At 40.6% G+C, this 26,676-nt stretch carries 36 protein-coding genes; 30 read left to right on the top strand and 6 right to left on the bottom strand.

Annotated features, from left to right (window positions below; all coding sequences use genetic code 11):
• The first annotated feature begins 11 nt into the window (after positions 1-11).
• From FD17_RS03640 to cbpB, 3 genes are read left to right on the top strand one after another with little or no spacing between them, the layout of a single operon-like run.
• The gene (locus tag FD17_RS03640; RefSeq protein WP_057823735.1) at positions 12-608 is read left to right on the top strand and encodes an XTP/dITP diphosphatase; all 597 of its coding nucleotides are present in this window, start codon (positions 12-14) and stop codon (positions 606-608) included.
• Complete coding sequence (locus FD17_RS03635; RefSeq protein WP_057823733.1) at positions 608-1,123, top strand: metallophosphoesterase; 516 nt, start codon at positions 608-610, stop codon at positions 1,121-1,123. Before FD17_RS03640 ends, FD17_RS03635 begins: the two co-directional genes overlap by 1 nt.
• Before the next feature lie 22 nt (positions 1,124-1,145).
• Positions 1,146-1,679 carry a cyclic-di-AMP-binding protein CbpB gene (cbpB, locus tag FD17_RS03630; RefSeq protein WP_057823731.1) on the top strand — a complete coding sequence of 178 codons (534 nt, stop codon included), beginning with the start codon at positions 1,146-1,148 and terminating at the stop codon, positions 1,677-1,679.
• A gap of 73 nt (positions 1,680-1,752) precedes the next feature.
• Here the strand turns inward: cbpB and FD17_RS03625 are convergent, their stop codons facing one another.
• Positions 1,753-2,634, bottom strand: a complete 882-nt coding sequence (locus FD17_RS03625; protein WP_057823729.1) for a mechanosensitive ion channel family protein — start codon at positions 2,632-2,634, stop codon at positions 1,753-1,755.
• 135 nt (positions 2,635-2,769) lie between these two features.
• Here FD17_RS03625 and FD17_RS03620 point away from each other — a divergent pair, with 135 nt between their 5' ends.
• Positions 2,770-3,189, top strand: a complete 420-nt coding sequence (locus FD17_RS03620; RefSeq protein WP_057823727.1) for a DUF948 domain-containing protein — start codon at positions 2,770-2,772, stop codon at positions 3,187-3,189.
• Between the two features lie 18 nt (positions 3,190-3,207).
• Positions 3,208-3,663: a YtxH domain-containing protein gene (locus tag FD17_RS03615; protein ID WP_156653605.1), complete on the top strand. Its 456-nt coding sequence runs from the start codon at positions 3,208-3,210 to the stop codon at positions 3,661-3,663.
• 38 nt (positions 3,664-3,701) lie between these two features.
• Here FD17_RS03615 and FD17_RS03610 read toward each other — a convergent pair whose 3' ends face one another.
• Entirely contained in the window at positions 3,702-4,802 is a 1,101-nt protein-coding gene (locus FD17_RS03610; RefSeq protein ID WP_057823723.1) for a M24 family metallopeptidase, read from the bottom strand.
• 217 nt (positions 4,803-5,019) lie between these two features.
• Here FD17_RS03610 and ccpA point away from each other — a divergent pair, with 217 nt between their 5' ends.
• The 17 genes from ccpA to FD17_RS03530 all read left to right on the top strand — a co-directional run bounded on the left by ccpA (position 5,020) and on the right by FD17_RS03530 (position 18,663).
• Positions 5,020-6,021: a catabolite control protein A gene (ccpA, locus tag FD17_RS03605; RefSeq protein ID WP_057823721.1), complete on the top strand. Its 1,002-nt coding sequence runs from the start codon at positions 5,020-5,022 to the stop codon at positions 6,019-6,021.
• Positions 6,022-6,197: 176 nt separating this feature from the next.
• Positions 6,198-6,929, top strand: coding sequence for a YebC/PmpR family DNA-binding transcriptional regulator (locus tag FD17_RS03600; protein WP_057823719.1), 732 nt, complete (start codon positions 6,198-6,200; stop codon positions 6,927-6,929).
• A gap of 186 nt (positions 6,930-7,115) precedes the next feature.
• On the top strand, positions 7,116-7,328 hold the full coding sequence (locus tag FD17_RS13415) for a hypothetical protein (protein ID WP_235803167.1): 213 nt from the start codon (positions 7,116-7,118) through the stop codon (positions 7,326-7,328).
• A 9-nt stretch (positions 7,329-7,337) separates the two neighbouring features.
• A complete protein-coding gene (locus FD17_RS03595; RefSeq protein WP_338092488.1) occupies positions 7,338-8,087 on the top strand; it encodes an ATPase, T2SS/T4P/T4SS family in 750 nt (249 codons plus the stop codon).
• Positions 8,017-9,078: a type II secretion system F family protein gene (locus tag FD17_RS03590; protein WP_057823717.1), complete on the top strand. Its 1,062-nt coding sequence runs from the start codon at positions 8,017-8,019 to the stop codon at positions 9,076-9,078. The genes FD17_RS03595 and FD17_RS03590 overlap by 71 nt, the downstream gene beginning before the upstream one ends.
• 74 nt (positions 9,079-9,152) lie before the next feature.
• Positions 9,153-9,419 carry a competence protein ComGC gene (locus tag FD17_RS03585; RefSeq protein ID WP_235803170.1) on the top strand — a complete coding sequence of 89 codons (267 nt, stop codon included), beginning with the start codon at positions 9,153-9,155 and terminating at the stop codon, positions 9,417-9,419.
• A complete protein-coding gene (locus FD17_RS03580; protein ID WP_057823713.1) occupies positions 9,403-9,855 on the top strand; it encodes a type II secretion system protein in 453 nt (150 codons plus the stop codon). The genes FD17_RS03585 and FD17_RS03580 overlap by 17 nt, the downstream gene beginning before the upstream one ends.
• A 143-nt stretch (positions 9,856-9,998) precedes the next feature.
• On the top strand, positions 9,999-10,442 hold the full coding sequence (locus FD17_RS03570; RefSeq protein WP_057823708.1) for a ComGF family competence protein: 444 nt from the start codon (positions 9,999-10,001) through the stop codon (positions 10,440-10,442).
• Positions 10,443-10,467: 25 nt separating this feature from the next.
• Positions 10,468-10,650 (top strand): hypothetical protein, encoded by a 183-nt coding sequence (locus tag FD17_RS13025; RefSeq protein WP_162256770.1) that lies wholly within the window; start codon positions 10,468-10,470, stop codon positions 10,648-10,650.
• A 93-nt stretch (positions 10,651-10,743) separates the two neighbouring features.
• Positions 10,744-11,754: a class I SAM-dependent methyltransferase gene (locus tag FD17_RS03565; protein WP_057823707.1), complete on the top strand. Its 1,011-nt coding sequence runs from the start codon at positions 10,744-10,746 to the stop codon at positions 11,752-11,754.
• A gap of 47 nt (positions 11,755-11,801) precedes the next feature.
• Positions 11,802-13,001, top strand: a complete 1,200-nt coding sequence (locus tag FD17_RS03560; protein ID WP_057823706.1) for an acetate/propionate family kinase — start codon at positions 11,802-11,804, stop codon at positions 12,999-13,001.
• A 103-nt stretch (positions 13,002-13,104) separates the two neighbouring features.
• Positions 13,105-14,484, top strand: a complete 1,380-nt coding sequence (locus FD17_RS03555) for an amino acid permease (RefSeq protein ID WP_057823704.1) — start codon at positions 13,105-13,107, stop codon at positions 14,482-14,484.
• Between the two features lie 133 nt (positions 14,485-14,617).
• The gene (locus tag FD17_RS03550; protein ID WP_057823702.1) at positions 14,618-15,226 is read left to right on the top strand and encodes a metallophosphoesterase; all 609 of its coding nucleotides are present in this window, start codon (positions 14,618-14,620) and stop codon (positions 15,224-15,226) included.
• 23 nt (positions 15,227-15,249) lie between these two features.
• On the top strand, positions 15,250-16,641 hold the full coding sequence (locus FD17_RS03545; RefSeq protein WP_057823700.1) for a bifunctional metallophosphatase/5'-nucleotidase: 1,392 nt from the start codon (positions 15,250-15,252) through the stop codon (positions 16,639-16,641).
• Between the two features lie 13 nt (positions 16,642-16,654).
• Complete coding sequence (locus FD17_RS03540) at positions 16,655-17,236, top strand: YutD family protein (RefSeq protein ID WP_057823699.1); 582 nt, start codon at positions 16,655-16,657, stop codon at positions 17,234-17,236.
• Positions 17,237-17,254: 18 nt separating this feature from the next.
• Positions 17,255-18,028, top strand: coding sequence for a TIGR01457 family HAD-type hydrolase (locus FD17_RS03535; RefSeq protein WP_057823697.1), 774 nt, complete (start codon positions 17,255-17,257; stop codon positions 18,026-18,028).
• A 2-nt stretch (positions 18,029-18,030) separates the two neighbouring features.
• Positions 18,031-18,663 carry a TIGR01906 family membrane protein gene (locus FD17_RS03530; protein ID WP_082617119.1) on the top strand — a complete coding sequence of 211 codons (633 nt, stop codon included), beginning with the start codon at positions 18,031-18,033 and terminating at the stop codon, positions 18,661-18,663.
• A gap of 8 nt (positions 18,664-18,671) precedes the next feature.
• On the opposite strand, the gene FD17_RS03525 is transcribed toward FD17_RS03530, so the two are convergent.
• Positions 18,672-18,860 carry a PspC domain-containing protein gene (locus FD17_RS03525; protein WP_057823693.1) on the bottom strand — a complete coding sequence of 63 codons (189 nt, stop codon included), beginning with the start codon at positions 18,858-18,860 and terminating at the stop codon, positions 18,672-18,674.
• Positions 18,861-18,975: 115 nt separating this feature from the next.
• Here FD17_RS03525 and FD17_RS03520 point away from each other — a divergent pair, with 115 nt between their 5' ends.
• Together FD17_RS03520 and FD17_RS03515 are read left to right on the top strand one after the other, a co-directional pair.
• Positions 18,976-19,227, top strand: a complete 252-nt coding sequence (locus FD17_RS03520) for a hypothetical protein (RefSeq protein WP_057823691.1) — start codon at positions 18,976-18,978, stop codon at positions 19,225-19,227.
• An 84-nt stretch (positions 19,228-19,311) separates the two neighbouring features.
• Positions 19,312-20,478 carry a hydroxymethylglutaryl-CoA synthase gene (locus tag FD17_RS03515; protein WP_057823689.1) on the top strand — a complete coding sequence of 389 codons (1,167 nt, stop codon included), beginning with the start codon at positions 19,312-19,314 and terminating at the stop codon, positions 20,476-20,478.
• A gap of 46 nt (positions 20,479-20,524) precedes the next feature.
• On the opposite strand, the gene lexA is transcribed toward FD17_RS03515, so the two are convergent.
• Positions 20,525-21,163 carry a transcriptional repressor LexA gene (gene lexA, locus FD17_RS03510; protein ID WP_057823687.1) on the bottom strand — a complete coding sequence of 213 codons (639 nt, stop codon included), beginning with the start codon at positions 21,161-21,163 and terminating at the stop codon, positions 20,525-20,527.
• A 160-nt stretch (positions 21,164-21,323) separates the two neighbouring features.
• Between lexA and FD17_RS03505 the strand changes: the two genes are divergently transcribed.
• Both FD17_RS03505 and FD17_RS03500 read left to right on the top strand, forming a co-directional pair.
• The gene (locus tag FD17_RS03505) at positions 21,324-21,572 is read left to right on the top strand and encodes a DUF896 domain-containing protein (protein ID WP_176744918.1); all 249 of its coding nucleotides are present in this window, start codon (positions 21,324-21,326) and stop codon (positions 21,570-21,572) included.
• Between the two features lie 105 nt (positions 21,573-21,677).
• Positions 21,678-21,902: a YneF family protein gene (locus tag FD17_RS03500; protein ID WP_013727779.1), complete on the top strand. Its 225-nt coding sequence runs from the start codon at positions 21,678-21,680 to the stop codon at positions 21,900-21,902.
• 55 nt (positions 21,903-21,957) lie between these two features.
• Here the strand turns inward: FD17_RS03500 and FD17_RS03495 are convergent, their stop codons facing one another.
• The gene (locus FD17_RS03495; protein WP_057823683.1) at positions 21,958-22,587 is read right to left on the bottom strand and encodes a lysophospholipid acyltransferase family protein; all 630 of its coding nucleotides are present in this window, start codon (positions 22,585-22,587) and stop codon (positions 21,958-21,960) included.
• An 87-nt stretch (positions 22,588-22,674) separates the two neighbouring features.
• Between FD17_RS03495 and FD17_RS03490 the strand changes: the two genes are divergently transcribed.
• From FD17_RS03490 to FD17_RS03480, 3 genes are all read left to right on the top strand, one after another.
• Positions 22,675-23,427, top strand: a complete 753-nt coding sequence (locus tag FD17_RS03490) for a tRNA1(Val) (adenine(37)-N6)-methyltransferase (RefSeq protein WP_057823682.1) — start codon at positions 22,675-22,677, stop codon at positions 23,425-23,427.
• The gene (locus tag FD17_RS03485) at positions 23,411-23,683 is read left to right on the top strand and encodes a GIY-YIG nuclease family protein (protein WP_057823680.1); all 273 of its coding nucleotides are present in this window, start codon (positions 23,411-23,413) and stop codon (positions 23,681-23,683) included. Before FD17_RS03490 ends, FD17_RS03485 begins: the two co-directional genes overlap by 17 nt.
• 83 nt (positions 23,684-23,766) lie before the next feature.
• Positions 23,767-24,765: a D-2-hydroxyacid dehydrogenase gene (locus FD17_RS03480; protein ID WP_057823676.1), complete on the top strand. Its 999-nt coding sequence runs from the start codon at positions 23,767-23,769 to the stop codon at positions 24,763-24,765.
• Positions 24,766-24,841: 76 nt separating this feature from the next.
• Here the strand turns inward: FD17_RS03480 and FD17_RS03475 are convergent, their stop codons facing one another.
• The gene (locus FD17_RS03475) at positions 24,842-25,570 is read right to left on the bottom strand and encodes an HAD family hydrolase (protein WP_057823674.1); all 729 of its coding nucleotides are present in this window, start codon (positions 25,568-25,570) and stop codon (positions 24,842-24,844) included.
• 236 nt (positions 25,571-25,806) lie between these two features.
• Here FD17_RS03475 and rpsB point away from each other — a divergent pair, with 236 nt between their 5' ends.
• Positions 25,807-26,607, top strand: coding sequence for a 30S ribosomal protein S2 (rpsB, locus tag FD17_RS03470; RefSeq protein ID WP_057823673.1), 801 nt, complete (start codon positions 25,807-25,809; stop codon positions 26,605-26,607).
• Positions 26,608-26,676: the final 69 nt, after the last annotated feature.

Raw genomic sequence — 26,676 nt, 5'->3', positions numbered from 1 at the left:
AGCTTGATAACGTGAAAAGACCAGAAATAATTGTGATTGCATCACAAAATAGTCACAAAATTATTGAATTTGAAGATGCATTCAAAAACACCGGAGTTACAATCAAATCATTAAAACACTTTGATAACGTACCAGAGATTGATGAAACCGGATCTACTTTTGAAGAAAATGCGACCTTAAAAGCCACCGGAATCATGAAGTTTTCGCACCAAGCAGTCATTGCTGACGATTCCGGCTTGGTTGTTAAAGCCTTGAACGGCGCACCTGGAGTTCATTCAGCCCGTTACGCCGGCGATCATGACGATGATGCAAACAATAATAAACTTCTTAAAGAAATGCAAAATAAGTCGGATCGATCTGCCTATTTCGAATCCGTTTTGGTATATTTAACCCCAGAGGGCGACAAGGTCGTGGCATCTGGTCGAATTGACGGCGAAATTTTGACTGCCCGTCGAGGTAATAACGATTTTGGCTATGACCCATTATTCTATGTGCCTTCACAGCAAGAAACACTTGCCGAGATGACGACTCATGACAAAAATATGATCAGCCATCGCGGCAACGCCATTCGGAATTTACTCAGTCGATTACAAGGGTTGTGGGATTAATGAAAATTGTGGTTGTGAGCGACAGTCATGGAGATCGACAAATTGTTCAGGAGATTGTGGATCGCTATGTGGACAAAGTAGACGGAATTTTTCACTGTGGAGATTCTGAGCTGTCAATTGATGATCCTTTGATTGACAAGCTGCACATTGTTCAAGGAAACATGGATTTGGCTGCTTTTGCGGATCATGATCTTGAAACCATTGGCGATCAGACAGTTTTAACAGTCCATGGTCATCATCAAAATGTTAACAGTGGCCTGCTGAATCTTGAGTTATATGGCCGGAGTTTATCCGCAAACATTGTGTTATTTGGTCATACTCATCAGTTGACTGCCACGTTTGACGACCACATCCTGTTCGTCAATCCAGGAAGCATTTCACAGCCTCGTGGTGAATATGCAAAAATTGGTGGTACTTACGCGCTTATCGATTCAGATGATCAGCAATATACCGTTCAATACTATAATCGCCGTTTTCAACCACTCAATAATTTGAAGCTTCATTTTACACACTGATAGAAAAGGAGTTTATTTTTACATGATCGATAAACCGATTGAAACTGTGATGCGAGAAAGTAACCGGGATATTTTGATTCCCGCTGATTTGGTTGCGACTGTCAATCAAGACAATAATCTCCAACATGTTTTTATGGTTCTGACAAAAGTAAAGTATGCCAAAATTCCAGTTTTAGACAATGATAGTCATTTCAAAGGGCTTGTTTCTCTGCCAATGATAACTGAGCTGATGCTTCAAGATACCGGTATTACAAGCCGACCGTTGGACGCAATCAAAGTTAAGCAGATTATGCAAAAAGACGTTCCAACGATTTACGAGCGAGACAATCTGGAAGCTATTATGCGCTACCTTGTGGATGAAAACTTTCTGGTCTATGTCGACTCCGAGAATCGCTTTAAGGGAATTATTACGCGTCGTGAGCTGTTTAAGGAAATTAATTTCCTTGCTCATAACTTTAATAAACACTATATTGCGTTGCCTGTGTATAATCACAAGTCAACGACGGAGACACAGAAAGCTCAAGTCCATGGTTCTAAAGGGATTATTAACAGATAAATACACAAAAAAGTAAGGGATGTGACAAATATGCTTGTCACATCCCTTACTGTGTATTTTCACCTCATGAAATTTAATTAGTCTGCCCGGCAATCATTGTTGGACTTGCCGGTAATTCAATTCCAGCTTTGTTGATTTCTGCCAGGTAGAGTGCCAAAAAGTTATGCGAGACTTCGTATTGGCTGCCATTCTTAGTCGTGATGTTTACTTGAATGACAAGTTTTCCATTTGGCAGGCTGATGGTTCCGAGGATTTTCGGTTTTCCAATAATATCTGGATAATTGGGAATTTCCTTTTGGTTAACTTCCCGAATAATTTTCGTTACTTTTTCAACTGGCGTTTGCGGGAAAATGCCAACTTGAATCATGGCAGTCATGTTATTTCTGGACATGTTGGCAATTGTGGTGATTGTTCGGTTTGGAATGAAATTCAATGTTCCGTCGTCACCAACCACTTGAGTTGTCCTCAATCCGACCGCTGTTACTGTTCCTCTGATTGTGCCGATTTGAACGTATTCGCCAACTTCAATTTCTTTTTCCAGCAAAATGAAAAAGCCACTGACAATGTCTGTCACGAATCCTTGAGCGCCAAGCCCAATTGCCAGGCTGAAGATCCCTGCAGAGGCAACCAGCGTTCCAACTGGGACGCCAATTGTTGACAGAACAGAATATATCCAAAAGAACCACAAACAATAATTTAAGACGTTGATGGTCAGGGTATGGAAGGTTTTGATTCGTTTCTCGGTTACCGTATTTTCATATTTCCTCCGGTACCGTTTAAAGAAGTGGTTGGTAAGGCTTTTGCCAACCCGCCTTAGAACCAGAAAGAGAATGCTGAAGAGAATCAGTAATAAGATCTTCTCTAAAATGGTCATGGCAAGTTGATCCCAGTTGACCATCCGAAAATATTTTTGCCAATTAATTGCCAGGGTTATCATATTCAAGGTATTTATCATCGCGATTCCTCACTTTTGTATAACATCATCTTAGCAAATTGGCCCAGCAAAAGAAACCATTCCCCGTTCATTTTCATTGTCAAACCATTGTTGGAATGCTATTCTTAAGTAAATGTTGCACAAGGAGGGAAAATAATGACTGCTGGACAAATCGCCGGTTTAATCGCCGCACTTGCATTTTTACTGTTGGTAATCTTTATTGGATTATTCTTAATGAAGGTTAGTCGAACAATTTCTGAAGTAAATAACACAATTAAAACAATGACCAGTAACGTGGATGTCATTGCCAAACAAACTGACAAAATTATGTCGACTTCCAATGATCTGGTTAAAGATGTGGACGAAAAGTTGAATATTGTGACACCAGTCTTTCAAGCTGCTGCTGATTTAGGCGAAAGTGTTTCAAGCTTGAACACTGCTACACAAAATCTCACTAAACGGGTTAAAGATTCTGGAAAAAAGGGTGCTTCAGTCGGGCTTGCAGGGAAATTTGGCAAGGGTGCCTGGAACATGTACCGCAACCGTCATAATGCAAAGAATACAACAAAACCATAATTTGAAGGGATGATCACAATGGGCAAAAAATTAGCTTTAGGTTTATTCGCCGGAGCCCTTGGCGCTGGCTTGTATGCTGCATACCAAAAATTAGATGAGGCCAAGAAAGATCAACTGAAGAGAGATGCACGTCAAAAGGCCGATGAATTTCGAGATCGTGCAGTCGATTATGCATTTTATGCCAATGATGCTGTAAGTGATTTAAAAGATGTCATTCGAGACGAGATGGAAAACACTAAAGGAACTGTGAATGATGCCAAAGCCCAGTTTGCTGATAAAGCGAAGAGCTTCAACAGCAGTCAACCTGATGACGATGTTGAAGATGATCAGGATGATATCGTTGTCGATGCCAAGGATGCTTTCCAAAACACTGATATTCCGAGTTCAAAGGATGATCTTGATCCTAAGCCGGAAAAAGATGACAATCCCGAAAATGAAATTCCAATCACGGACAACAGTGATGATAATCAATAAAAAGCAACCTCATGATGAGGTTGCTTTTTCGTTTGGGATTATTGTTCGATATAACGAAGTTCCTTAGTGGTGTGAGTGAATGGCTCGCAACCATCTTCAGTAATATGAACACAATCTTCAATTCGAACACCCGCAACATTTGGAATATAAATTCCCGGTTCGATTGAGAAACACATTCCCGGTTGGAGGGTCATTTGATTGCCTTCCATAATGGACGGAAATTCGTGCTCGCTCATTCCCATCCCGTGTCCAAGACGGTGAATGAAGTATTCGCCATAACCAGCTTTGGAAATGACGTCTCTGGCGGCTTTATCCAATTCCTCGGCGGTTACACCGGGTTTGGCAGCCTCTTGGGCAGTCAGTTGGGCCTCAAGACAGACTTTATAAATGTCCATGGACTTATCATCCGGCTTACCAACTGCAATCGTTCTGGAAGCATCACTAATGTAACCGTCCCAAACCGTTCCCAAGTCAAAAAGGACAAGCTGATTATTTTGGACCTTGTTTTCACTTGTGGCACCATGAGGTTCTGCGGCGTGGGCACCTGCTTGGACCAGTGAAGGGAAGCTCAATTCCATAATGCCGTTCTGCATTAAAGCATACTGTAAATCCGCGGCAATTTGGTCTTCTGTCTTACCGATTTGCACGGCTTCAAAACCTTTTTGCAGGGCAAAGTCATCCCATTTACCGGCAATCTTCAGCTTTTCGATTTCATCATCCGACTTGATCAAGCGCATTTGTTCCACAAATGGTGTCAGGTTCGCAGAGAAATCCGCATTTGGAAATACCTGCTGTAATGCTTCCAGACGCGTTACTGATAATTGGTTCTTTTCAATTGCAAAGTGAGTGTCGGCAGTATTTCGGTCGTGGACCTGGTCGGCAATCATGACCCATGGATTTTCATGATCCAGGTAGCCATATACTGGAGAAGTCCAGCCGGTGTCCTTGATTGCTTCAGTTTCCAATGCCGGTCCGAAGATGAATGGCTCATGATCCTTAAAAATGACCATCATTAATACCCGCTCAACAGGGTCGCTGTAAAAAGTTGTTAAATATTGAATGGTTTTTGGATCTGTCACCAATGCGATGTCCTGGCCGTTATCAGCCAGCCAGCGTTGGATTTTCTCTATTTTATTCATGCAATCACTCCTTAATTATTTACAAACAGTATATCATATCAAAATGTTTGGGATTATTGCCGTAAACTTCCGTTTTCACTTGAATTTTCATCAATGATAGTTTATGATTTAGGTGAAAACGTTTTCAATTTGCTGAAAACCTTTTTATTTGGTATATTAGATGATGTTTTGAAAACCGATGAAAACATATTCTAACGAGAAAGAAAGGGCTATCTTTATGGATAAACAAACAATCACAATTTATGATGTTGCTAGAGAAGCAAGCGTGTCGATGGCAACCGTTTCTCGAGTAGTAAATGGAAATGCCAATGTAAAGCCAGCAACGAGGAAGAAAGTTTTGGATGTAATTGAAAAATTGGATTACAGACCAAATGCTGTCGCCAGAGGATTAGCAAGCAAGAAAACGACGACCGTCGGCGTTATTGTGCCTGATGTGACCAACATGTATTTTGCATCTTTGGCACGAGGAATTGACGATGTTGCTACAATGTACAAGTACAACATTATTTTGACCAATTCGGATTCCAACGGTGAAAAAGAAATTAACGTCCTGAATACGTTATTGTCCAAACAGGTGGACGGTATCATCTTTATGGGTAATGAAATTACTGATAAGCTGCGTGACGAGTTCAAACGAACAAAGACACCAATTGTTTTTGCAGGATCAGTTGATGAAGAAAACATTTATGCAAGAGTTAACATTGACTATGTTGCTGCCGTTCAAGAAGAAGTTAAGAATTTAATTGATCGTGGTAATAAGCGGGTTGCCTTTGTTTGTGGACCTTTGGAACAGGCAATCAATGGCAAGTACAGGCTGAAGGGCTACAAGCAGGCATTGAAGAGTGCCGGAATTCCTTATGATGATAAGCTGGTCTTTGAAACTGATGATACATACAAGACTGGTACTTTGTTGCAGCCTGCGTTGATGGCTGTCAATGCCACTGCTGCGATGGTTACCGATGATGAGTTGGCAGCCGGAATTATGAACGGAATGTCAGACGCCGACGTTAAAGTGCCTGATGATTTTGAAATTATTACCAGCAATGATACCAAGCTGACTGAAATGGTTCGTCCAAAGATGTCATCGATTACCCAGCCTCTGTACGATATCGGTGCTGTGGCTATGCGTTTGTTGACTAAATTGATGCACAACGAACCGGTTGATGAGAAAAACGTTTTGCTGCCTTACGGTTTGATGAAACGTGAATCGACCAAATGAACAGAATTATAAATTTTGATGAGTGATTCCAATGGGATTGCTCATTTTGTTGTGTTAAACTGACTGGAAATACACTGCTTATTTGACCACGCTTTCTTGAAACTGAAGGGCGCATCTGGTAAAATATTGTCGTATGTTTATAACCAGCTAATAAATTTTAGAAAAGAGGAGTTATTATGTCAGGACATTCAAAATGGCATAACATTCAGGGGCGTAAAAACGCTCAGGATGCTAAGCGTGGAAAGATCTTCCAAAAAATATCACGTGACTTGTATCAAGCCGCTAAAAAAGGTGATCCTGATCCAGAAAACAATCCTCAATTGCGTCTAGTGATGGAAAAAGCACGTGCTGCCAATATGCCAAAAGATAACGTTCAACGTGCTATCGATAAGGCTTCAGGTATTGGTGGAGCCAAGTTCGAAGAAATTACTTATGAGGGTTATGGTCCCGGTGGTACTGCCATCATGGTTTCAGCTTTGACTGACAACAAGAACCGAACTGCGGCTGCAATTCGTTCAGCGTTCACTCATCATGGCGGAACGCTTGGAACCAGTGGATCAGTTTCATATATGTTTGATCGTAAGGGATACGTTGTTATTCTTCGTGATGGTCTTGATACTGACGAAGATACAATGTTGATGGATGCACTTGATGCAGGTGCTGATGACATGAAGACCAGTGATGAAGCATACGAAATTTTCACTGATCCTAAATCATTGGACACAGTTCGTGATGCACTTCAAAAGAAGGGCTATGATACTGATACTGCCGAAGTTCGTTTGTTCCCTGAGAACACAACTGAAGTTCCGGAAGATAAAATTTCTCAATACACCGGCTTAATTGACGAACTTGAAGAAAATGATGATGTTCAAGACGTCTATGAAGCAGCTACATTACCAGAAGAATAGAGATAGTTGTAATGGCATAAGTGAATCTGATTTTTAAGCAAAATTAGATTTGATCGGTGCTGCCTTCTATATTTTTCTACAATCAGATAATTACAGATGACTAGTCCTCGGATTAGTCATCTTTTTTTATACAAAAAAATATAATCCAGGCTCCCTTACGTATGTATTTGATGTGAGGTGAAATAAATGGAAATTAGTCAGCGCGTCAGCCAGCTTTTGGATGATGCAATTCAGGTTCAAGCAAGTGATATTTATTTTCTGCCGGATGGTGATCGGTACATGATAAAAATTCGTCACCAAAATACTGTAACTATTTGGGACCAAATGGACTATCCACCAGCCAGGCGGATGATGAACTACTGTAAATATATTGCCGATATGGCATTAAGTGAACAATGACGTCCACAAATCGGCTCGATGGATTGGAATGTAGCGGATAAGCAATATTTTTTACGGCTCTCGTCTGTCGGTGACTTTAACGGGATGGAATCACTTGTCATTCGAATTATTTATTCGTTGGGGGATGCAAAAACCGCCTTTTTTAATGAGAACCAAGTTCGTTTTGTTTCAGAGATCAGCCGAAAACGGGGACTAATTATCTTCTCTGGGCCGACCGGATCAGGTAAGACAACCACGATTTATAACCTGGTAAAACAAATGGTGCAGGATCAATTCGTGATGACAATCGAAGACCCGATTGAGATAAAAGAGCCGCGCTTTTTGCAGTTACAGGTTAATCACGACGCTGGGATGGATTATACGGATTTAATTAAGGTGGGATTGCGGCATCGGCCAGATGTGTTCATTATTGGCGAAATTCGGGATGCAATGACTGCCGAGGCAGCAATAAAAGCTGCGTTAAGTGGGCACTTGGTATATACAACGATTCATGCTCAGGATCCTGTTGGGGTGATTAGCAGATTAAAACAGCTGGGAATTACCGATACCTTTATTGCCCAGGCAGTGACAGGGATCGCCTATCAACGACTGGTGCCAACTATCGACGGCGGTCAAAGAGCAATGCTGGCAGCTCACGAGTATTTCGAACTGGCAGATTTAAAATCATATGATTGGAGTGAATGGCAGGATGGACTTTCAACGGCCGTCAAAGACAAGCTGGTTACGCCCGAAGTCGCAGAAAAGTTCAACCTCGGTTAGGAAATGGACAGTCCAAACCCAGGCAGTCTTTTTTGACTCATTGGCAAACTTGTTATCAATTGGCTTTTCATTAACTGAAGCACTGAAATTTATGTCGGAGACTGACCAGCAGGTGTCACAAGGAGTTGGGACAATTATTGCATCACTAAAATCGGGTCACGAATTTTCAGAAAGTGTTCGGCCATTGATTGAGGTTCAGGCATATCATCAGATCTTGATTGCCGAAAAACACGGGCAGTTAAGTGAAATTCTAAGTGAATTAGCCAAATTTGACAGATTAAGGCTGAAACAGTTGAAAAAAATTAAAGCAATGCTGGTTTATCCGTTTTTCCTCTGTTTGATTTTGGGGATGTTGATTTTGATGATCAGATTATATGTATTTCCACAAATTCAGGAATTGATGCCAAGTGTGGATCCACATCACCAGGTATCAGGATGGTCAAAGATGCTTAGGATGATTCCAATCCCAATACTGGCATGCTTGATTGGCAGTGTTGTGTATTGGAGCCGTCAAGATGCAATTAGGCAGGCGCAGTTAATTGTTAAGCTGCCTTTTATTGGCAAGCTGATTCGAAAATATATTGCTTATTATCTGGCCAGTAACTTGGCAACGTTATTGAGAAATGGTTTAAGCGTCAAAGAAATTCATGCAACATTGATGGAATTTAAATCCGGTTCACTCATTCATTTGCTGGGCGAAAAAATCCATACTACCTTACTTGAAGGGTGCTCGCTCAAAAGATTGGTTGACCGCCATAACTTTATTCCAACAGAAATTGTGAAATTTATGAGTTCAGGAAACACAATTCCTGAAATGGCCAATTCAATGACAGCATATTCACGTTTAATGTTTGACGAAATGATTGTCGCCACCGACAAAATGATTGGTTTTATTCAACCGGCAATGTTTATTGTTATTGGTCTCACGATCATTTCAACGTATTTTCAACTTTTGATACCGATTTATAACTCTGTGAAGGGAATGTACTGAAATGAAAAAACAAGTAAAACAAATGAGAGATGGATTTACCTTANTATTGCACATATTTAGTAATTCTCATTGAAATGACGATTGTTTTATTCATCATTTCATTATTGATTTTGATTATTATTCCGAACCTTTCCAATCAACGAAAACACGCTCAATCGGTCCATTCTTCCGCAATGAGTGAGGTTGTTCAGGCACAAATTGATGCCTATTTTAGTCAACATCCAACCTCCAAGACCGTCAACTTTCCCGAGTTGACGAAGGGTGGTTATTTGACCACGAAACAAGTGAAGCAGGCCAAAGATGAAGGCTTGAAAATATCACATAATGAAGTTCAGAAATAAGCGAGCTTTTACAGTCATTGAATTGATCGTTTATTTGGGCGTGATCATTGGAATCCTGATGATTAATTTGATGTTGATCAAGGTTGTTCAGGCAGGAAATTCCAGTGAGACCATCTTCTGGCATTCTTTTCAGAGTGCCTGGACACGGATGACACTGAATGCGAAGGCTGATGACATTTCATATCGGGTAACGATTCGAAAACAGGTCGTGATTTTCTTTCCAATGAAACTTAAGAGGGCTCATTTTGATACCGTTCATGAAGAAAGAATCCCGGTTCCGGATTCCATCCATGTCAACCAGGTTAGAATACTAATCGCTCATGATGATGGCTTTTCTGCGCCGACGACGATTGTTTGGCTGGGTAAAGACAACAATGTTAAGTATTATCAAAAAGTTCAAATGGGATGGAGTGGGTATCGTGTGGAGAAAGACTAGTCGCCCCGGGTTTACGATCATTGATTCATTAATTGGATTGACGATCATCTGTACGTTTAGTTTATTTTATATTCAGACAATCCATCAGATGAATAAAAAAATTGATTCAAGTGAGCAAGTAATGATTTCTGAGAGGGATAAATATGAAGCTGAAATCATCAACGAGTAATCGGCCAATCAAGCCGGGATATTTATTGATTGAGGGACTGGTCAGTGTACTTATCAGTGTATTTGCCATATGGGCGATTACAGTCATGATCACTTACACCCGAAATAGTCGAAATCAAAATATCATCAATTTTCATTCATACCTGAGTTTGGTTGAGTCTGATCGATTTCGGTTTGAAATCGTCAAACAAAATCCTGTTCAATGTGCGTTATACAGTCCAGTAACCAAAAAGCACTACAGAATCGAACAATATCAGGATATGATCCGGTTGACAGGCCAATACCAAGGCCATGTACCGGCGCTGACAGATATCCGTCAGGCAAGGTGGAGCCGGGATAGGGGGTGCTTGCGAACAGATGTTATATTTGAAAACGGTCAAAAGTGTTCTGCATATTCAAAAATACCCTTCAAAGATTGATTGTTCCAGGCAAGGATCTCTAACGGTGGTTGCTGTAATTTTTGTCGGTATTTTACTTTCCTGTTTAATGTTTCAACTTGCTGCATATAAGCAGGAAATGGGTTCCATTAACCGGATTACCGAACACGAAAGGTTTATGCGTCATAAGGTAGTTCAAGAAAGACACGAAAAACATCACAACCCAAAACGGGCAGAGGGTCACAAGTAGTGGCCTTTTTTGGTTGTGAAATAACAATCTAACTTGAATTATTGACAACTTATCTGGTAGTATTTAATAGTGTTCAACTATTGAATAGAGGAGTTGAGAGTTCTGGCTGAAGGAAAAATTGAACAGTTTTTTGGCATCTTGAATCGCTCATCCGAGCTGATTCAAAAAGCCAAGGATCAATCATATCTCGACTCGTTAATTGAAACACTTGGTCTTATTCAGAGTGATGATATTGAAGACGAGGAACTGACCCCAGCTGATATCAAGAAACTGACTAATATTTATGCAGACTTCCAAGCCAATCAGTATTCTGCCGAAACAATTCGCAAAGGAATTCAAATGGCGATACTAAAGGCCATTAGGATCGATAAGATTCAAGCAAATTATCAAATTACTCCGGACACAATTGCGAACGTGATTGGATATATCATCTCAGGAATTTTCCATGGCAAAAAAGAGTTAAGCATTCTTGATCCTGCTATGGGAACTGCAAATCTCTTAACGGCGATTTATCACCAACTTGAGACAAGCATTGGGGTAACCCCAACTATTTCCGGGATTGAAAATGATGATGCGATGTTTGAACTTGCTGCAGATTCTGTTGAATTACAAAAAATTCATGCAGAACTTTTCCACGAGGATGCCATTCAGAATGTGTTGGCGCCTCTGGTCGATGCTGTTGTGAGTGATTTACCGATTGGGTATTATCCGATCGACGCAAACGCCAAAGGATTTGCAACTCATTCGGAAACCGGGCATTCGTACGTGCATCATTTACTGATTGAATTCGGAATGAATCACGTCAAAAAAGGTGGTTTTGGATTCTTCCTGGTTCCAAGTCAGTTATTCCAAACAACTGAAGCCAAGCAGCTCCTCAAATGGATGCAGGGTAAGATTTATCTGCAGGGTTTACTGAATCTGCCTAAAGAGCTGTTTCAAAGCAGTGCCGCACAAAAGGCCATTCTGATTTTACAAAATTCTGGGAATGGTGCTAAGCAAGTGGATCCGGTGATGTTGGGAGAATTTCCATCATTCAAGGATCAACAGGCATTTACCAAGTTCCTAACTGAAATAGATGATTGGGAACAAAACGATTTATTATAAATTTGTTTATCTAGTATTTTAATAAATATAGAGGAGCATTACTTATTATGGGAAAATCAATTGCAATTAACGCCGGTAGTTCAACTTTGAAATATAAATTATTTCAAATGCCTGAAGAAAAACTTCTTTCAAGTGGGGCTATTGACCGAATTGGTCTGGGTTCATCAGAAATTTCAATCAAGTATGGTGACGGCAAGAAGTTTAAAGACACTCAAGACATCAGTAATCATGAACAGGCCATTCAACTGGTTCTGGACAAACTTTTGAGCCTTGATATTATCAAAGATTATAGTGAAATTACCGGTGTTGGTCATCGAATCGTTGCCGGTGGTGAACTCTTTCCTGATTCCGTCGTTATCGACGATGAAGTTATCAAGAAGATTGAGTCATTAACTGATTTTGCACCGCTTCATGAACCTGCTGCATTACTTGGAATCAAAGCTTTCAAGAAGATTCTCCCTAATATTATTAGTGTGGCTGTTTTTGATACATCATTCCACACAACGCTTCCAGAAGTTAACTACATGTACAGTCTGCCTTATGAATACTACGAAAAGTATAAGGTTCGTAAGTTCGGTGCTCACGGAACCAGTTATCGATACGTTTCTGCAAGAGCCGCAGCCCTTTTAGGCAAGCCATTGAAAGACTTGAAGCTGATCGTTCTGCATTTAGGTGCCGGCGCTTCAATCGATGCTATTAAGGATGGCAAATCATTTGATACTTCAATGGGCTTCTCACCAGTTGCCGGGATTACCATGGCAACCCGTTCAGGTGACGTCGATCCTTCCGCATTACAATATGTGATGGAAAAGGCTGGTATCAAGAACATGGATGACATGGTTGATATTCTCAACCATAAATCCGGCTTGGTTGGATTATCAGGTGTTTCCGCTGATATGCGCGAAATTGAAGGTGTTATGAAGACTAACCATCGAGCAATGTTGGCTCGTGAGATCTTTAAGAACCGGATTATCCGTTATATCGGAAGCTATATCGCCGAAATGGGTGGAGTGGACGCACTTGTCTTTACTGCCGGAATTGGTGAAAACGATATTATGATTCGCCAAGAAGTTACTGATAAGCTAGGTTACTTTGGTATCAAAGTTGACCCAGAAAAGAATAATATTCGTGGTGAGGAACGCGACTTAACAGCTGCCGGTGCAACAGTTAAGACCTTGTTGATCCCAACGGACGAGGAATTAATGATTGTTCGAGATATCGAAAGATTACGCAAAGAACAAAAGTAGTTTTACATCGATAATCTATTACACGATTAATGGCCGTGATAGCAAATCACGGCTATTGTTTTAGAATCACAACGATGAAATCATTCAGAAACGGAGGCACATTGTGGAAAAGCAAGAAGACGACAACCAACTATCCCGGGGCCTCAAGAATCGACATGTTCAGTTAATTGCCCTTGGTGGAACGATTGGAACGGGACTGTTCCTTGGTGCCGGCCAATCAATTCATCTTGCGGGGCCATCAATTATTTTGGCATATGGGATTGCCGGCTTGGCGTGTTTTCTATTGATGCGTGCGCTGGGAGAATTGTTGGTATCTGATGTAGAGAGTAATTCTTTCGTTTATTTCATTAAAAAGTATCTCGGCGAAAAGATGGGGTTTGTGATTGGCTGGACCTACTGGATGTGTTGGATTGCAATTGCCATGGCAGAAGTCACTGCTTCCGGGTTGTATGTTCAGTTCTGGTTTCCCAACATTCCGATTTGGCTGACAGGTTTGGTCCTTTTAACGATTTTGTTCATTATCAACATTGTCGCCGTTTCAGCATTTGGCGAAACTGAATTCTGGTTGGCAATTATCAAAATTGTGGCAATTGTTGCACTCATTGTCATTGGCATTGTTCTGGTTGCCATTCATTTCAAAACCCCATATGGTCATGCTTCCTTGATGAATGTGGTCGATGGCGGGTTCTTTGCTACCGGAGGAAAAGGGTTTGTTCTTTCATTTCAAATGGTTCTGTTTAGTTTTGCTGGGATTGAAATGATTGGAATGACTGCATCTGAAACCCAAGATCCCTTGGTGACTATTCCCAAGAGTATCAATGAAGTGCCGACCCGTGTTTTGCTGTTTTATATTGGATCGTTGCTCGCTTTAATGAGTATTTTTCCATGGCAACATGTTTCACCAACATCTAGTCCATTCGTCCAAGTATTTGCAGGAGTTGGGATTAGATCAGCGGCTGTGATTATTAACTTTGTGGTGTTAACCGCTGCCATCTCCGCATGTAACAGTTCTTTATTTACGACGGGGAGAATGTTGTTTTCACTAACTTATAATGGCAAATCAAAATTAAGTCAGAAAGTCGGTTCGCTATCAAGACGACAAATTCCGTTTAATGCAATTCTGTTTTCTACCGCGGTGATTGCGGTGATTGTTCTGTTGAGTATTATGATGCCAGGGGATGTCTTTTCTTTCATTTCCAGTGTTGCGACAACTTGTTTCTTGTTTGTATGGAGCATGATTGTCTTGGCACATCTTAAGTATCGAAAAATGATTCGAAAAACTGGTAAAGAAAACCAGCTGCGGTTTAAAATGCCACTATACCCGTTAGCTGATTACTTTGTTCTTACTTTTATGGCGTTCGTGGCAGTTGTTCTGACACTTAAGACTGACACTTTGATTGCATTAGTTGGGTCAATTATTTGGCTAATTGCATTATTTGTTTTCAAAAGTTTGACTGATAAAGTGAAGGAAATTGAAGAATAAACCAAAAGCTGGGGCAATCGATGTCTTGGCTTTTTGATTATATCCAGTTCATCACGGAATACTTTCTAATTACTAAATTCCCGATGGGTGGTATCATTAATTGTATAACTTATGTACGAAAGAAGACCTGTTCATGCAATTTTTTACTGCTGATACTCACTTTTTTCATGAACGATTGTTGGGGATCAGTGAATTTGCACCCCGGCCATTTTTAACAGTTGAAGATATGAATCAAACCATTATCGACAATTGGAACCGCAGGGTGGGTGAAAATGATGTGGTTTATCATCTCGGAGATATTGCTATTTTGCACACGCGCCCCGAAAAAGATGCTTTAGAGCAAATATTTAACGTCTTGAATCAGCTGAATGGTCGCTTGGTTTTAATTAAGGGCAATCATGACTCGAGAGCTTTGTTCAAGTATTTGGATAAGCACAACTATCCCGTCGGTAACCATCAGAAATTTGAATTTCACGATGTCGGCGTACTGATAAAAATGAATCACTGCCAGTATTACATGACCCACTATCCAATGATGATGGGAATTGTTAAGCAGATTATTAATTTACACGGGCATATTCATCACTATGCCGTTCCAATTAAAGAAGACATCAATGTTGGGGTTGATACTCCTGAGACTGATTATTTGAAGAAAAAGCCGCCTTTTGGAACCCCGCTTTCTCAAGCTGAAATTGAAGAAATGGTAGCTGGTAAAGCAATTGATTTTGCAAAGAGACATTAATTTAAAACAGATTGGATGATTTGATGACTGAGAAATTAACAATACTACACACAAATGACCTGCATTCTCATTTTGAAAATTGGCCACGAATTAGAAAGTTCATTACGGATCGACGGAAACAATTGGAAAGCGAGCTTAATTCCTCAGTCATCACAGTTGATTTGGGGGATGCTGTCGACCGTGTTCATCCGCTGACTGAAGTTACCAATGGCAAGGCGAACGTTGAATTGCTCAACCAAATCCATTATGACGCTGCCACAATTGGCAACAATGAAGGCCTGACGAATAGTCACGAACAGTTGGATGAGTTGTATAATGATGCCAATTTTGATGTGATTTTGGGAAATATTTTGGACAGTCAAACCAAGTCACTGCCAAAGTGGGCTCATCCAAGTAAAATTATCACGACACCACAGAAGACGAGAGTCCTCCTCATTGGTCTTACAGCGCCATATCTGTTGACTTATCCAATTTTGGGTTGGGAGCCATTGAAGCCAGAAGATGTTTTGCCAAAAATATTGGCAGATAATGCAGGCAAGTACGACGTTTGCGTTTTACTTTCACATTTGGGGCTGCCGACGGATCGGCTGCTTGCCAGAAAATTCCCTGAATTAAATGTTATTATTGGCGCTCACACCCATCATTTGTTGGTTCATGGTGAAAAAGTCAATCAGTCGCTGTTAGCAGCTGCCGAAAAGTGGGGCCATTACATTGGTGAAATAACGTTGGAGCTCGACAAATCCCACCGGATTGTTTCAAGTGAAGCTAAAGTGATCAAGACTTCAACCCTGCCTGTTGAGCAGGGTGATGAAGCTGAAATTACAGAATATCAAGAACATGGTGAAAAGTTGCTGGCCAGAAACAAGCTTGCCCGCATCAAAACGCCGATGACCACCAATTTAATCGGCCATTCACGGTTGGTAAACGAGGGCTTGCATGCGATAATGGAAAAGGCTGGAACACAAGCTGGCATCCTCAGTTCAGGGTTGTTTTTAACCGATTTACCAGCAGGTATCGTTGACCGAAATCAGTTGCACCAAATGCTGCCGCATGCCATGCACGTCATGCGTGTGACATTGGACGGTTATAACCTTTGGCGGTTGGTTAAAGAGATGGAAAAAAACAAAAACTTTTTGACCAAGTTTCCTCAAAAAGGGATGGGCTTTCGCGGCAAATATTTTGGCCAGTTGCATTTTGAAGGGTTGAGATTTGATGAAGATGCCGGTCAGCTGTTTTTCCATGAAGAATTGGTGTCACCGGCTAAAACTTACCAAATCGCAATGCCCGACCACTACCTGTTTATTCCGTTCTTCCCAACTTTAAGTATTATTGGCCATAATGAAATTCTGTATGATGAAAATTTACGTGATGTGTTTGGTGATTATTTAGCCAAGCATTACCCACTTACCCAGTGAAAGGAGGGCTATTGTGGATAGAAAAACATTAGATGATTTAGTGGCCGAACAGGATTCCAAGCGACGGCCACTGGCAAGAATCACAAAAAATTCCGAAACGGAATTTTTGATTAATGATCATAAATATGAATTGGATACTGATCACACAGATGGATTTGACTTTGATGAATTCGTTCGTCGATACAATCCTGCTCTCAGCCAATATGATTATATTGTTGGTGATTGGGGCTATGGGAAACTTCGGTTACGGGGATTCTTTAATGATGACCGAACCGAAACATCAGGGCCATTCATTTCTTCACTTAACGATTACATCTTGGAAGACGTCAATTTTGGGGCGGCTTACTTCGTCATTCACAACCTTGAAGCCCGACCTGTTATTAGAAAATCACGAAATAACAGAAGCAATCATCGCTCGAATCGTGGGCGAAACTCACATAACCGTTCAAATCATCGCAATCGACGGAGTCATGCATTCGAAGAGAAAAAGGTCACGGCCCATAAGCCTTCAATTGAAAAGCGAAAGCATATGGTCGTCAAAACTGAAGGAAAATCTGAAAAGCACCACTTCATTATTCGTGAGAGTAAAAATTAATTTAGAAGGATTGACTTGATGACAAAGTATAAAGGATATTTTATCGATCTTGATGGAACGGTTTATGCCGGCAAAAAACGAATTCCAGCAGCCAAACGATTTATTGAACGTCTGCAGCAAGCCGAAATTCCGTTCTTATTTGTGACTAACAATTCCACTCAATTACCTCGAGATGTGGTGAAAAATCTCGCCGACAACCATGATATTCATGTGAAGCCTGAAAATGTTTATACTTCTGGGATGGCAACGGTGGATTTCATGAATGCACATAAACAAACCAATTCACCTACAGTCTACATTGTTGGTGAGATAGGCCTTAAGCAGGTCATCTTGGCAAACGGTTATCGGTTGGACGCTGATCATCCTGATTACGTTGTTGTGGGACTGGATTCCGACCTGACCTACGAGAAGCTCTCAGAGGCCGTATTAGCCATTCGAAGCGGCTCGACGTTCATTGGTACCAACCCTGATACAAACATTCCCAAGGAACGTGGAATGATGCCTGGAGCAGGCTCTGTTGTTAAGTTCGTTGAGTACGCAACTCAGATTGAACCAATTATGATTGGCAAACCCAAGGCGAGAATTATCGATAGTGCTATTAAAAAAATTGGTCTCGATCAATCCGACGTCGTGATGGTCGGTGATAATTACAACACTGATATCAAAGCCGGCATCAACGCTGGCGTTGATACACTGTTGGTTTATACCGGTCTTTCCACGAAAGATCAAGTTGCAAACGAAACAATCCAGCCAACTTATCAGATTGATTCTCTTGATGATTGGCGGTTGTAATTTTGAAATTATTAGGTAAGCAAACAATTTATGGAATTGTGATTGTTCTGGCATGTTTGGCTTTAGCGATTTTTCTGACAGTCAATAGTGTTTGGCTTTTTGACATCAATATTCATGCCTTAAAATTAACGAAAGCAACCGGACTGACACCCACTCAAATGCATCAAGATTATGTGCGCATCGTGGCCTATCTTCAGCTGCCCTGGATTTCTTCGTTGAAGTTGCACTTTTTCTTTAGTTCAGCAAAGGGGCTTCAGCATTTCCATGATGTTAAAGGATTGATCATGTTTAACAATATCGTTGGTCTGATTCTCGTGCCGGTTGGCGGATATCTGATCCATAAACTTAACAAAAAATCACTAACTTGGCTGCTGATCACACCAATTAAGGTGATCACAACGGTTTCGTTAGTGATAATTGCATTGATGTTTGTTAACTTCGAGCAGGTCTTTATTGCATTTCACGAAGTATTGTTTAGAAATCAAGATTGGATATTTGATCCAAACACTGATCCGGTCATTAATATGCTGCCGGATACATTCTTTATGGAGTGTTTCCTGTTGTTCTTTGTGTTTTTCTTTGGTGCTTTGGGAATCATTTATTGGAAGGGTCGCCAGTCACTTCACAAGCTATAAGCGACGAGCTACTCAGGATCTTTCATGAGTATCCAAAGGACCAGATAGGCGATAATGCCCGGGAAAAATGGGGTAAATGCCAACAGAAGGAAGATTACCCTGGCTAGCGTTGGGTTCCACTGATAGTGTTCAGACAACCCGCCGATAATCCCGGCAAACACTTTATTGGTCGCAGAACGATGAATATTGATTTTCAAAAAGATCATCTCCATGTTTTAATTTACGTTTAAGCTTACTATAACTAATTCGCATTTGCATTGCAATTATGCTATATTATTATGTTGTACAAAGGAAATAACTAGGAGAATTTTAATGCTAACTATTAATGTAAATGGAAATTTAGGCAACCAGCAAGTCGTCTTATCTGATAATTCAGTTGGAACTTTGACTGGTGCCAGAGTATTTGGTTCCGCAATGAGCGGTAATCAGGTTGTTCAATGGACATTTATCTCTACCGAACATCAGCATGAAGGCTTTGTCTATGCTGGTGAGCTCATGGAAGGGTTAGTCATTCAATCCATGAACGGTAACGACGTTTACCAAATTCACTTTACGAATAAATAATCATTAACAATCAGCTGTATACATAATGAGACTGGATATTGGACCTTGAATATTCAGTCTCATTCTTTCTTAAAGGAGATTATTATGCAAGTCGGAATTGATAAAATTGGCTTTTTCACTTCAAACTATTTTTTGGATATGGTTGATTTGGCGAACGCTCGTGGTGAGGACCCCGACAAATATTTAATTGGAATCGGTCAAAAAAAGCAGGCCGTTATTCCACCTACTCAAGATGTTGTGACCATGGCAGCAAATGCTGCAGATAAAATATTGACCGATGACGATAAAGCGTCCATTGATATGGTTATCTTTGGGACTGAGACCGGCGTTGACAATTCTAAGTCGGCTGCAATCTATGTTCAATCGTTATTAGGAATTTCCAGCAGTGCCCGTTCGTTTGAAATTAAGCAGGCATGCTACGGTGGGACTGCAGGTGTCCAGATGGCTGCAGATCATATTGCTACACACCCGGAAAGCAAGGTGTTGGTGTTGGCCGCAGATATTGCCCGTTATGGCATCGGCACTCCAGGAGAGGTTACCCAGGGCGGCGGGGCAGTTGCCATGCTGTTAAGTGCCAATCCGCAGATTTTGATTTTGGATGATCAAAGCGCTTTTCATTCTGAAAATATCATGGATTTCTGGCGTCCGTTCTATCAACGGGAAGCCATTGTTGACGGTCACTACTCGACCAATATTTATATTGATTTCTTTAACAAAACTTTCAAGGACTATTGTGAAAAATATCAGCGCCAATTATCTGACTTTTCAGCATTAATCTACCACCTGCCATTTACCAAAATGGGATTAAAGGCCCTAAGAACTGTGATTGATGACGGGCAGCATTCAGCCAAGCTGCTCAAAGAATTTGATTATTCCAAGCAATACAATGCCTTGGTTGGAAACTTGTATACAGGATCGCTTTATCTCAGCTTATTGTCATTGTTGGCAAACTCAGTCGATTTACAAGTTGGTGATCGCATTGGTTTATTCAGTTATGGTTCAGGAGCTCAAGGTGAGTTTTATAGTGGGACGGTTTCAGATGGCATGAAGTCATCGCTGCTTGCTGCCCACATGGATGACTTGCTTGATGATCGAATTCGGCTTTCTGTACCTGAATATGAAGAAATGTATGCCAATGGTTTGCCGATGATGGGTGGCGATGTTACATTTAATTTTGCTGATGACAGCAGTAGATTTGTGTTGTTTGGCCGAAAAGCAGACCAATTGGTATATAAAGATCAAAAGGGATAAAAAAAGTTTGACCAAAATATTTTTTGGTCAAACTGTAAGTAAATAACTATGAAATATCGCTTCGATACAAGCTGACAACTTTGCCTAAAATGCTGACTTTAGTCAGGATGATCGGCGCCATCGTATCATTTTCCGGCTGAAGTCGATAGTGATCGCTTTCTTTGAAGAACCGTTTACAGGTCGCTTCGTTTTCGTCCGTCATCGCAATGACGATATCACCATTATCGGCACTAGATTGCTTGCGGACAACAACGTAATCACCATCCAGGATACCGGCGTTAATCATACTTTCACCACGAATCTGGAGCATAAAGAGCGGTTGATCGCTGTGTGATAATGCTGGTGGGAGTGGGAAGTAATCAGTTGCTTCCTGGACCGCCAGAATTGGTTCTCCAGCTGTAACAGTTCCCAGTACAGGGATCTGTTTTTGCTGGGGCTGCATACCCAAGACATCCAGACCACTGTCGGTTACTTCCAAGGCCCGAGGTTTAGAGGGATCTTTTACAATGTATCCCTTGCGTTCGAGTCTGGAAATGTGGCCGTGAACGGTAGATGTCGATGATAAATGGACAGCTTCGCCAATTTCTCTGACTGTTGGTGGATAGCCCTGTTCATTGACCCGCTCCCAGATAAAATGTAATATTTGATATTGTTTACTTTGGGGATCATTCGTCGTTTTTGACATTTTAGACACCTCATAAGTCCTTTGTTAATGACTTTATCGTATCATAACCCGGTTAACTTTTCAAACACATGTTCGCATCTTTTTGACCGAATGCGTTATAATAAAAAATATTGGAGGGATTTCAATGAATGAACAAGAGAAAAAAGAATTACAATCCAAAATTGGTGACGAAGTATTTAAAGAACTGATTCCCAGAATTAACGAACTTGCCCACAAAGCCAAAGAAGAGGGCTTAACTGAGGTTGAAAAGCTGGAACAGGCAAAGCTTCGGAAAAAATACGTCTCTCATTTCCGTGAAAACTTCAAAAAGCAAATTGAACTGATGAAGGTTTACGATAAAAGCGGTCATGAAGTAACTCCCGATAAAGTTAAAGAAGTTCAACGTCACAAGGGTTTGCGGGATGATTAACTCAAGGCTTCTTTCTGCTTATTAATGGGATTTGTTGATTAGCCCTTTAATTCTAATCAATAATTGTGTAGAATTACTTAGTGATATTATAAAGGAGGCCTTGTCTTGGCAACTTGGATTTGGATTTTAATCGTTGTTTTGGCCTTGATCTTAGGCTTGGTTGGTGGTTTTTACGGTGCTCGTAAGTATATGGAAAAGTACCTTAAGGAAAATCCACCATTCAGCGAAGATCAATTACGCCAACTCATGATACAAATGGGTCAAAAACCTTCACAAAAGAAATTGAATCAAATGATGCATTCTATGCAAAACCAAACTGGTAAAAACTAGAGTGATTTCATCATAAAAAGCCTTAACATAGCTGTTAGGGCTTTTTATTTTGGAATTATTTTTCTTTTTTTGAAACATCAATATATTTAAAATTGGGATCAACCGCATAATCCAAAGCATCGAACGCACTTTGCATTTCTGTTTCGATTTTTTTTTGGACATCATCGGTTAGTCTTTGCTTTCGATCAATCGTGATAGGTTCACCAAAGGCAATGGTGACGCGTTTTCTGGTAAAAAGCTGTTTGAACGTTAATGGTCCCTGGTACACTGCCGGTACCAATGGGACACCAGAGAGTTGGGCAATTAAAGCAGCACCACTTTTAAGCTGGCTGGAATGCCGGGTTCCAGATGGGAAAAGAATTAACGATAAATCCTGCTTTCTCAAGATTCTTACAGGTTGCTTGATCGCCGATGGGCCTGGATTGTCCCGATCCACCGAAAACGCATTGGCATGCACCAGGATCCAACGCAAAACGGGGTTTTTAAATAATTCTTTTTTGGCCATGAAACTGAACTTTTTCGGGCTCGCTGCCAAGGCAAAATAAATCGGGTCAAACCATGTTCGATGGGGACCAACTAAGATATAATTACCTTTTGGTAGTCTTTCTTTGTGCTCATAATGGGCATTTCCGTTAATAACGAAAACGATGATTCGAACAAGGACTCTCATGAATGAATAAAACAATTCATTTCCTTCTTTCATATCTGATAGAATTATATTAACTTAAAATAGAAGGATTTGGCAAACTTAATTGTAAAGGAACAGAGTAATATGCAAGTGAAGTTACATGGTGATGAAAGAATCGATCAATTATACAGCAAAGGGATTCAAATCATTCAAAGTAAAGAAGTATTTTCATTTTCTTTAGATGCAGTTTTGTTGGCGGATTTTGTTCATCCTGCCGGTCGTAAAACTAAACAGATCGTGGATATGTGTGCAGGAAATGGGGCGGTTGGCCTTTTCCTGAGTGAAAAGACTGCTGCCCATATCACGATGATTGAAATCCAATCAAGACTCGCAGATATGGCACGGCGAAGCATTGAATTAAACGATTTAAGTTCACAAATTAAAGTTATTAACGACGATTTGAAGAATACAGATCAATATGTTAAAAAAGACTCTGTTGATATTGTCGCCTGTAATCCGCCCTATTTTGTGAATTATCAGACCAGTGAGAAGAATCCCAATAAATATTTAGCAATCGCCAGGCATGAAATTACCACCAATTTGAATGAAATTGTTGATTCTGCCGCCGGACTGCTGAAAATGAATGCCAAACTTTACATGGTTTACAGACCGGACCGACTGACGGACTTGTTTGTGGCTCTGAGAAGCCATCGTCTGGAGCCAAAACGAATCAAGTTTGTCAGACCGAGGTTGGGTGAAAACGCCAATATGGTGTTGGTGGAAGCAATCAAAGACGGTAAGCCCAATGGATTGAAAGCTGAACGTGACATCATTACTTATGATGGTGACGATTATACAGATGAAGTAAAGAAGATGCTTTATGGAACAGACAGATAAATATTATATGTACGTATTGTTGTGTGAAGATCAGACACTCTATACCGGTTTTTCGACTGATGTTGAAAGAAGATTTCAAGAACATGTGAAAGGTGAGGGGGCAAAATACACCCGTTCTCATATTCCTGAAAAAATTTTATTTAAAAAGCAATTTGATACAAAACACGATGCACTTAGCGCGGAGTATGCATTTAAGCAGCTCACAAGGGCTCAAAAAATTGCACATCTTGCCAGAGAGGGAATTAATTTGGAGTGAATTGCTGAACAAACTACGAAAAGTAGTGAAAATTATTATCAAAGAGTGTTATAATTTAGGTATTCTGTAAGGAGGTAATATTCGTGAAAATTATTGCATATGGCATTCGTGACGATGAGAAACCTTATTTAGACAAGTGGAGTGAAGAAAACCCCGATGTTGAAGTTGCTTCAACTGGTGAATTACTTGATGATTCAACCGTTGAACAGGCTAAGGGCGCTGATGGTGTTGTTACTTATCAACAAAAGCCTTACACTGCATCTGTTTTAGACAAGTTGGGAAGCTTTGGTATTAAGTTCCTTTCACTTCGTAATGTTGGTGTTGATAACATTGACGCCGCAGCTGCAAAGCGTAATGGAATTCAAGTTACCAACGTTCCTGCATATTCTCCAGAAGCAATTGCCGAATTTACTGTAACTCAGTTAATGAGATTACTTCGTCGGACCAACACATTCGACCGTAAACAAGCAAATGGTGACCTTCGTTGGGCTCCAGATATCGCTGACGAACTGAACCAAATGACTGTTGGAGTCTTTGCAACTGGCCGTATTGGCCGTGCTGCAATGCGCATTTACAAAGGATTTGGTGCTAAAGTTATCGCTTATGATATTTATCATAATCCAGAACTTGAAAAAGAGGGCGTCTATGTTGATACACCTGAAGAACTCTATGCTCAATCAGATGTTATTTCATTGCATGCACCTGCAACCAAAGAAAACGAACATATGATTAATGACAAGACAATCGCCCAAATGAAAGACGGTGTCTTCATCCTTAACCCAGCTCGTGGTGCTCTTATTGACACTGATGCTTTGATTCGTGGCCTCGATTCCGGAAAAGTTGGCGGAGCTGCTCTTGATACTTATGAAAATGAAGTTGGTATTTTCAACACTGACTTTGGCAGTTTTGACAAGATCCCTGACGAAAGACTTAAGAACTTGATGAAACGTGAAAACGTTTTGGTAAGTCCACATATTGCCTTCTACACTAAACGTGCCGCACGTAACATGGTTTACTTTGCAATGGACGCAAACAAATCATTAATTAAAACTGGTAAATCAGACAAATTAGTTGAACTTTAAAGCTAACAAATCTGGATACTAAAAAAGACTTCAATCAGATTTTTCTGGTTGAAGTCTTTTTTGAATGAATATAAAACTAATTGATTTGGGCTGCCAAGTCCATCAGCAGGTCTTTTAATTCTTCTGGTGTGGTAACTGTTTGATCTGGAATGATTTGTGGATTGGCGATAGGGCTTTGGTGGCTGTTGTACCAGACGGTTTCCCAACCGGCCTTTTTTGCCGGAACGATGTCTTCGTAATAAGAGCTGCCCACATACATCATTTCGTTTCCACGCAGATTGAATTTTCGATTCATTAGTGTAAAAATTAACGGATCAGGCTTTTTTGCCTGCGCGTCTTCAGATGTAATGATTTGTTCACGACCAAACCAGTGGTGGAGCTTGAGCTTCATTATTTTTGCCAGTTGGACATCGTTACTGCCGTTTGTGATGATACCTAATTTAAATTTGGTGGTCAATGTGTTGAAAACGGTAGTGAGTCCATCAAAGAGGTGGATTGAGTTGCTGGCAGCTTGAAATGCATCTGTAAAAGCTCCGGCAGATTCCTGGGTCAGTCCCGGAAGCTCGAATTTTTTGAAGGTGTGGTGCAGGGAATGAAAATCAATTTCGGCTTTTGATAATTCCAGGTCGGAGTCGGAATTGGATTCTACAATCGCTAATTGTGCCTGCTGGGTGAAGTTTGAGTAGATTTGGTTCATCAGTTTATCGTCAATATTTAAGTTGAATATTTCGTCGAAAGCTTGAGTGAATGACGGCTGTGTATCGTACAGGGTGTCGTCAACGTCAAAGACAATGGCTTTAATCATGTATATATTCCTCCTCGCCACGAAATATCATTCTAACATGGTTCATCCAAATTTAACAATTTTGATAAAAATTTAATGTGAAAAAAGTATTTGTGCTTGCGCTTCCGGTGCTTTTCTTATATACTTTTAAAGGTGTTTTAAATACACACCTAACGTGATGCGATGAGAGTTGCCAGGGATGGTTCTCAAAGCAGATGATCGTTGGGGAGGACAAAAAACAATATGGAGGCTCTATCATGGCTGTTATTTCTATGAAACAATTACTGGAAGCCGGAGTACATTTCGGTCACCAAACTCGTCGCTGGAATCCAAAGATGAAGCAATATATCTTTACTGAACGTAATGGTATTTACATCATTGACTTACAAAAGACTGTTAAGTTGATCGATGTTGCTTACAACTTCATGAAGGATGAAGCTGCTAAAGGCGCTGTTGTCTTATTCGTTGGTACTAAGAAGCAGGCTCAGGATTCAATCGCTGAAGAAGCAACCCGTGCCGGTCAATACTACGTCAACAACCGTTGGCTTGGTGGTACATTGACTAACTGGGAAACAATTCAATCACGTGTTAAGCGTCTTAAGGATCTTAAGAAGATGGCAACTGATGGTACGTATGACATTCTTCCTAAGAAGGAAGTTTCACTTTTAATTAAGCAGGAACAAAAGCTCGAACGATTCTTGGGTGGTATCGAAGACATGCCTAAGATCCCTGATGTTATGTTTATCGTTGACCCTCGTAAAGAGCAAATTGCTGTTCACGAAGCTATGAAGTTAAACATTCCAATCGTTGCCATGGTTGATACCAACACTGACCCAGATCAAATTGATGTTGTTATTCCATCAAACGATGATGCTATTCGTGCCGTTCGTTTAATTACTTCAAAGATGGCTGACGCAATCATTGAAGGCCGTCAAGGTGAAGATGACGTTAACGAAAAGACTTTTGAAGGCAAAGATGGCGACAAGAAGGACAAAAAAGAAGATTCAATTGAAGACATTGCAGACGCCGTTGAAGGCAGCAACGATTCTAAAAAATAAATATTAGCACTTAGGCTGACTCTATCGCTTTGGACCAATTTGGCCTTGGTGTGGAGTCAGTTTTTATTC

It is taken from the genome of Lentilactobacillus sunkii DSM 19904, from assembly GCF_001435575.1.
GTDB lineage: Bacteria > Bacillota > Bacilli > Lactobacillales > Lactobacillaceae > Lentilactobacillus > Lentilactobacillus sunkii.
Note: the sequence above shows the minus strand (reverse complement) of the source record. Positions and strands in the feature narration are given on the sequence as shown.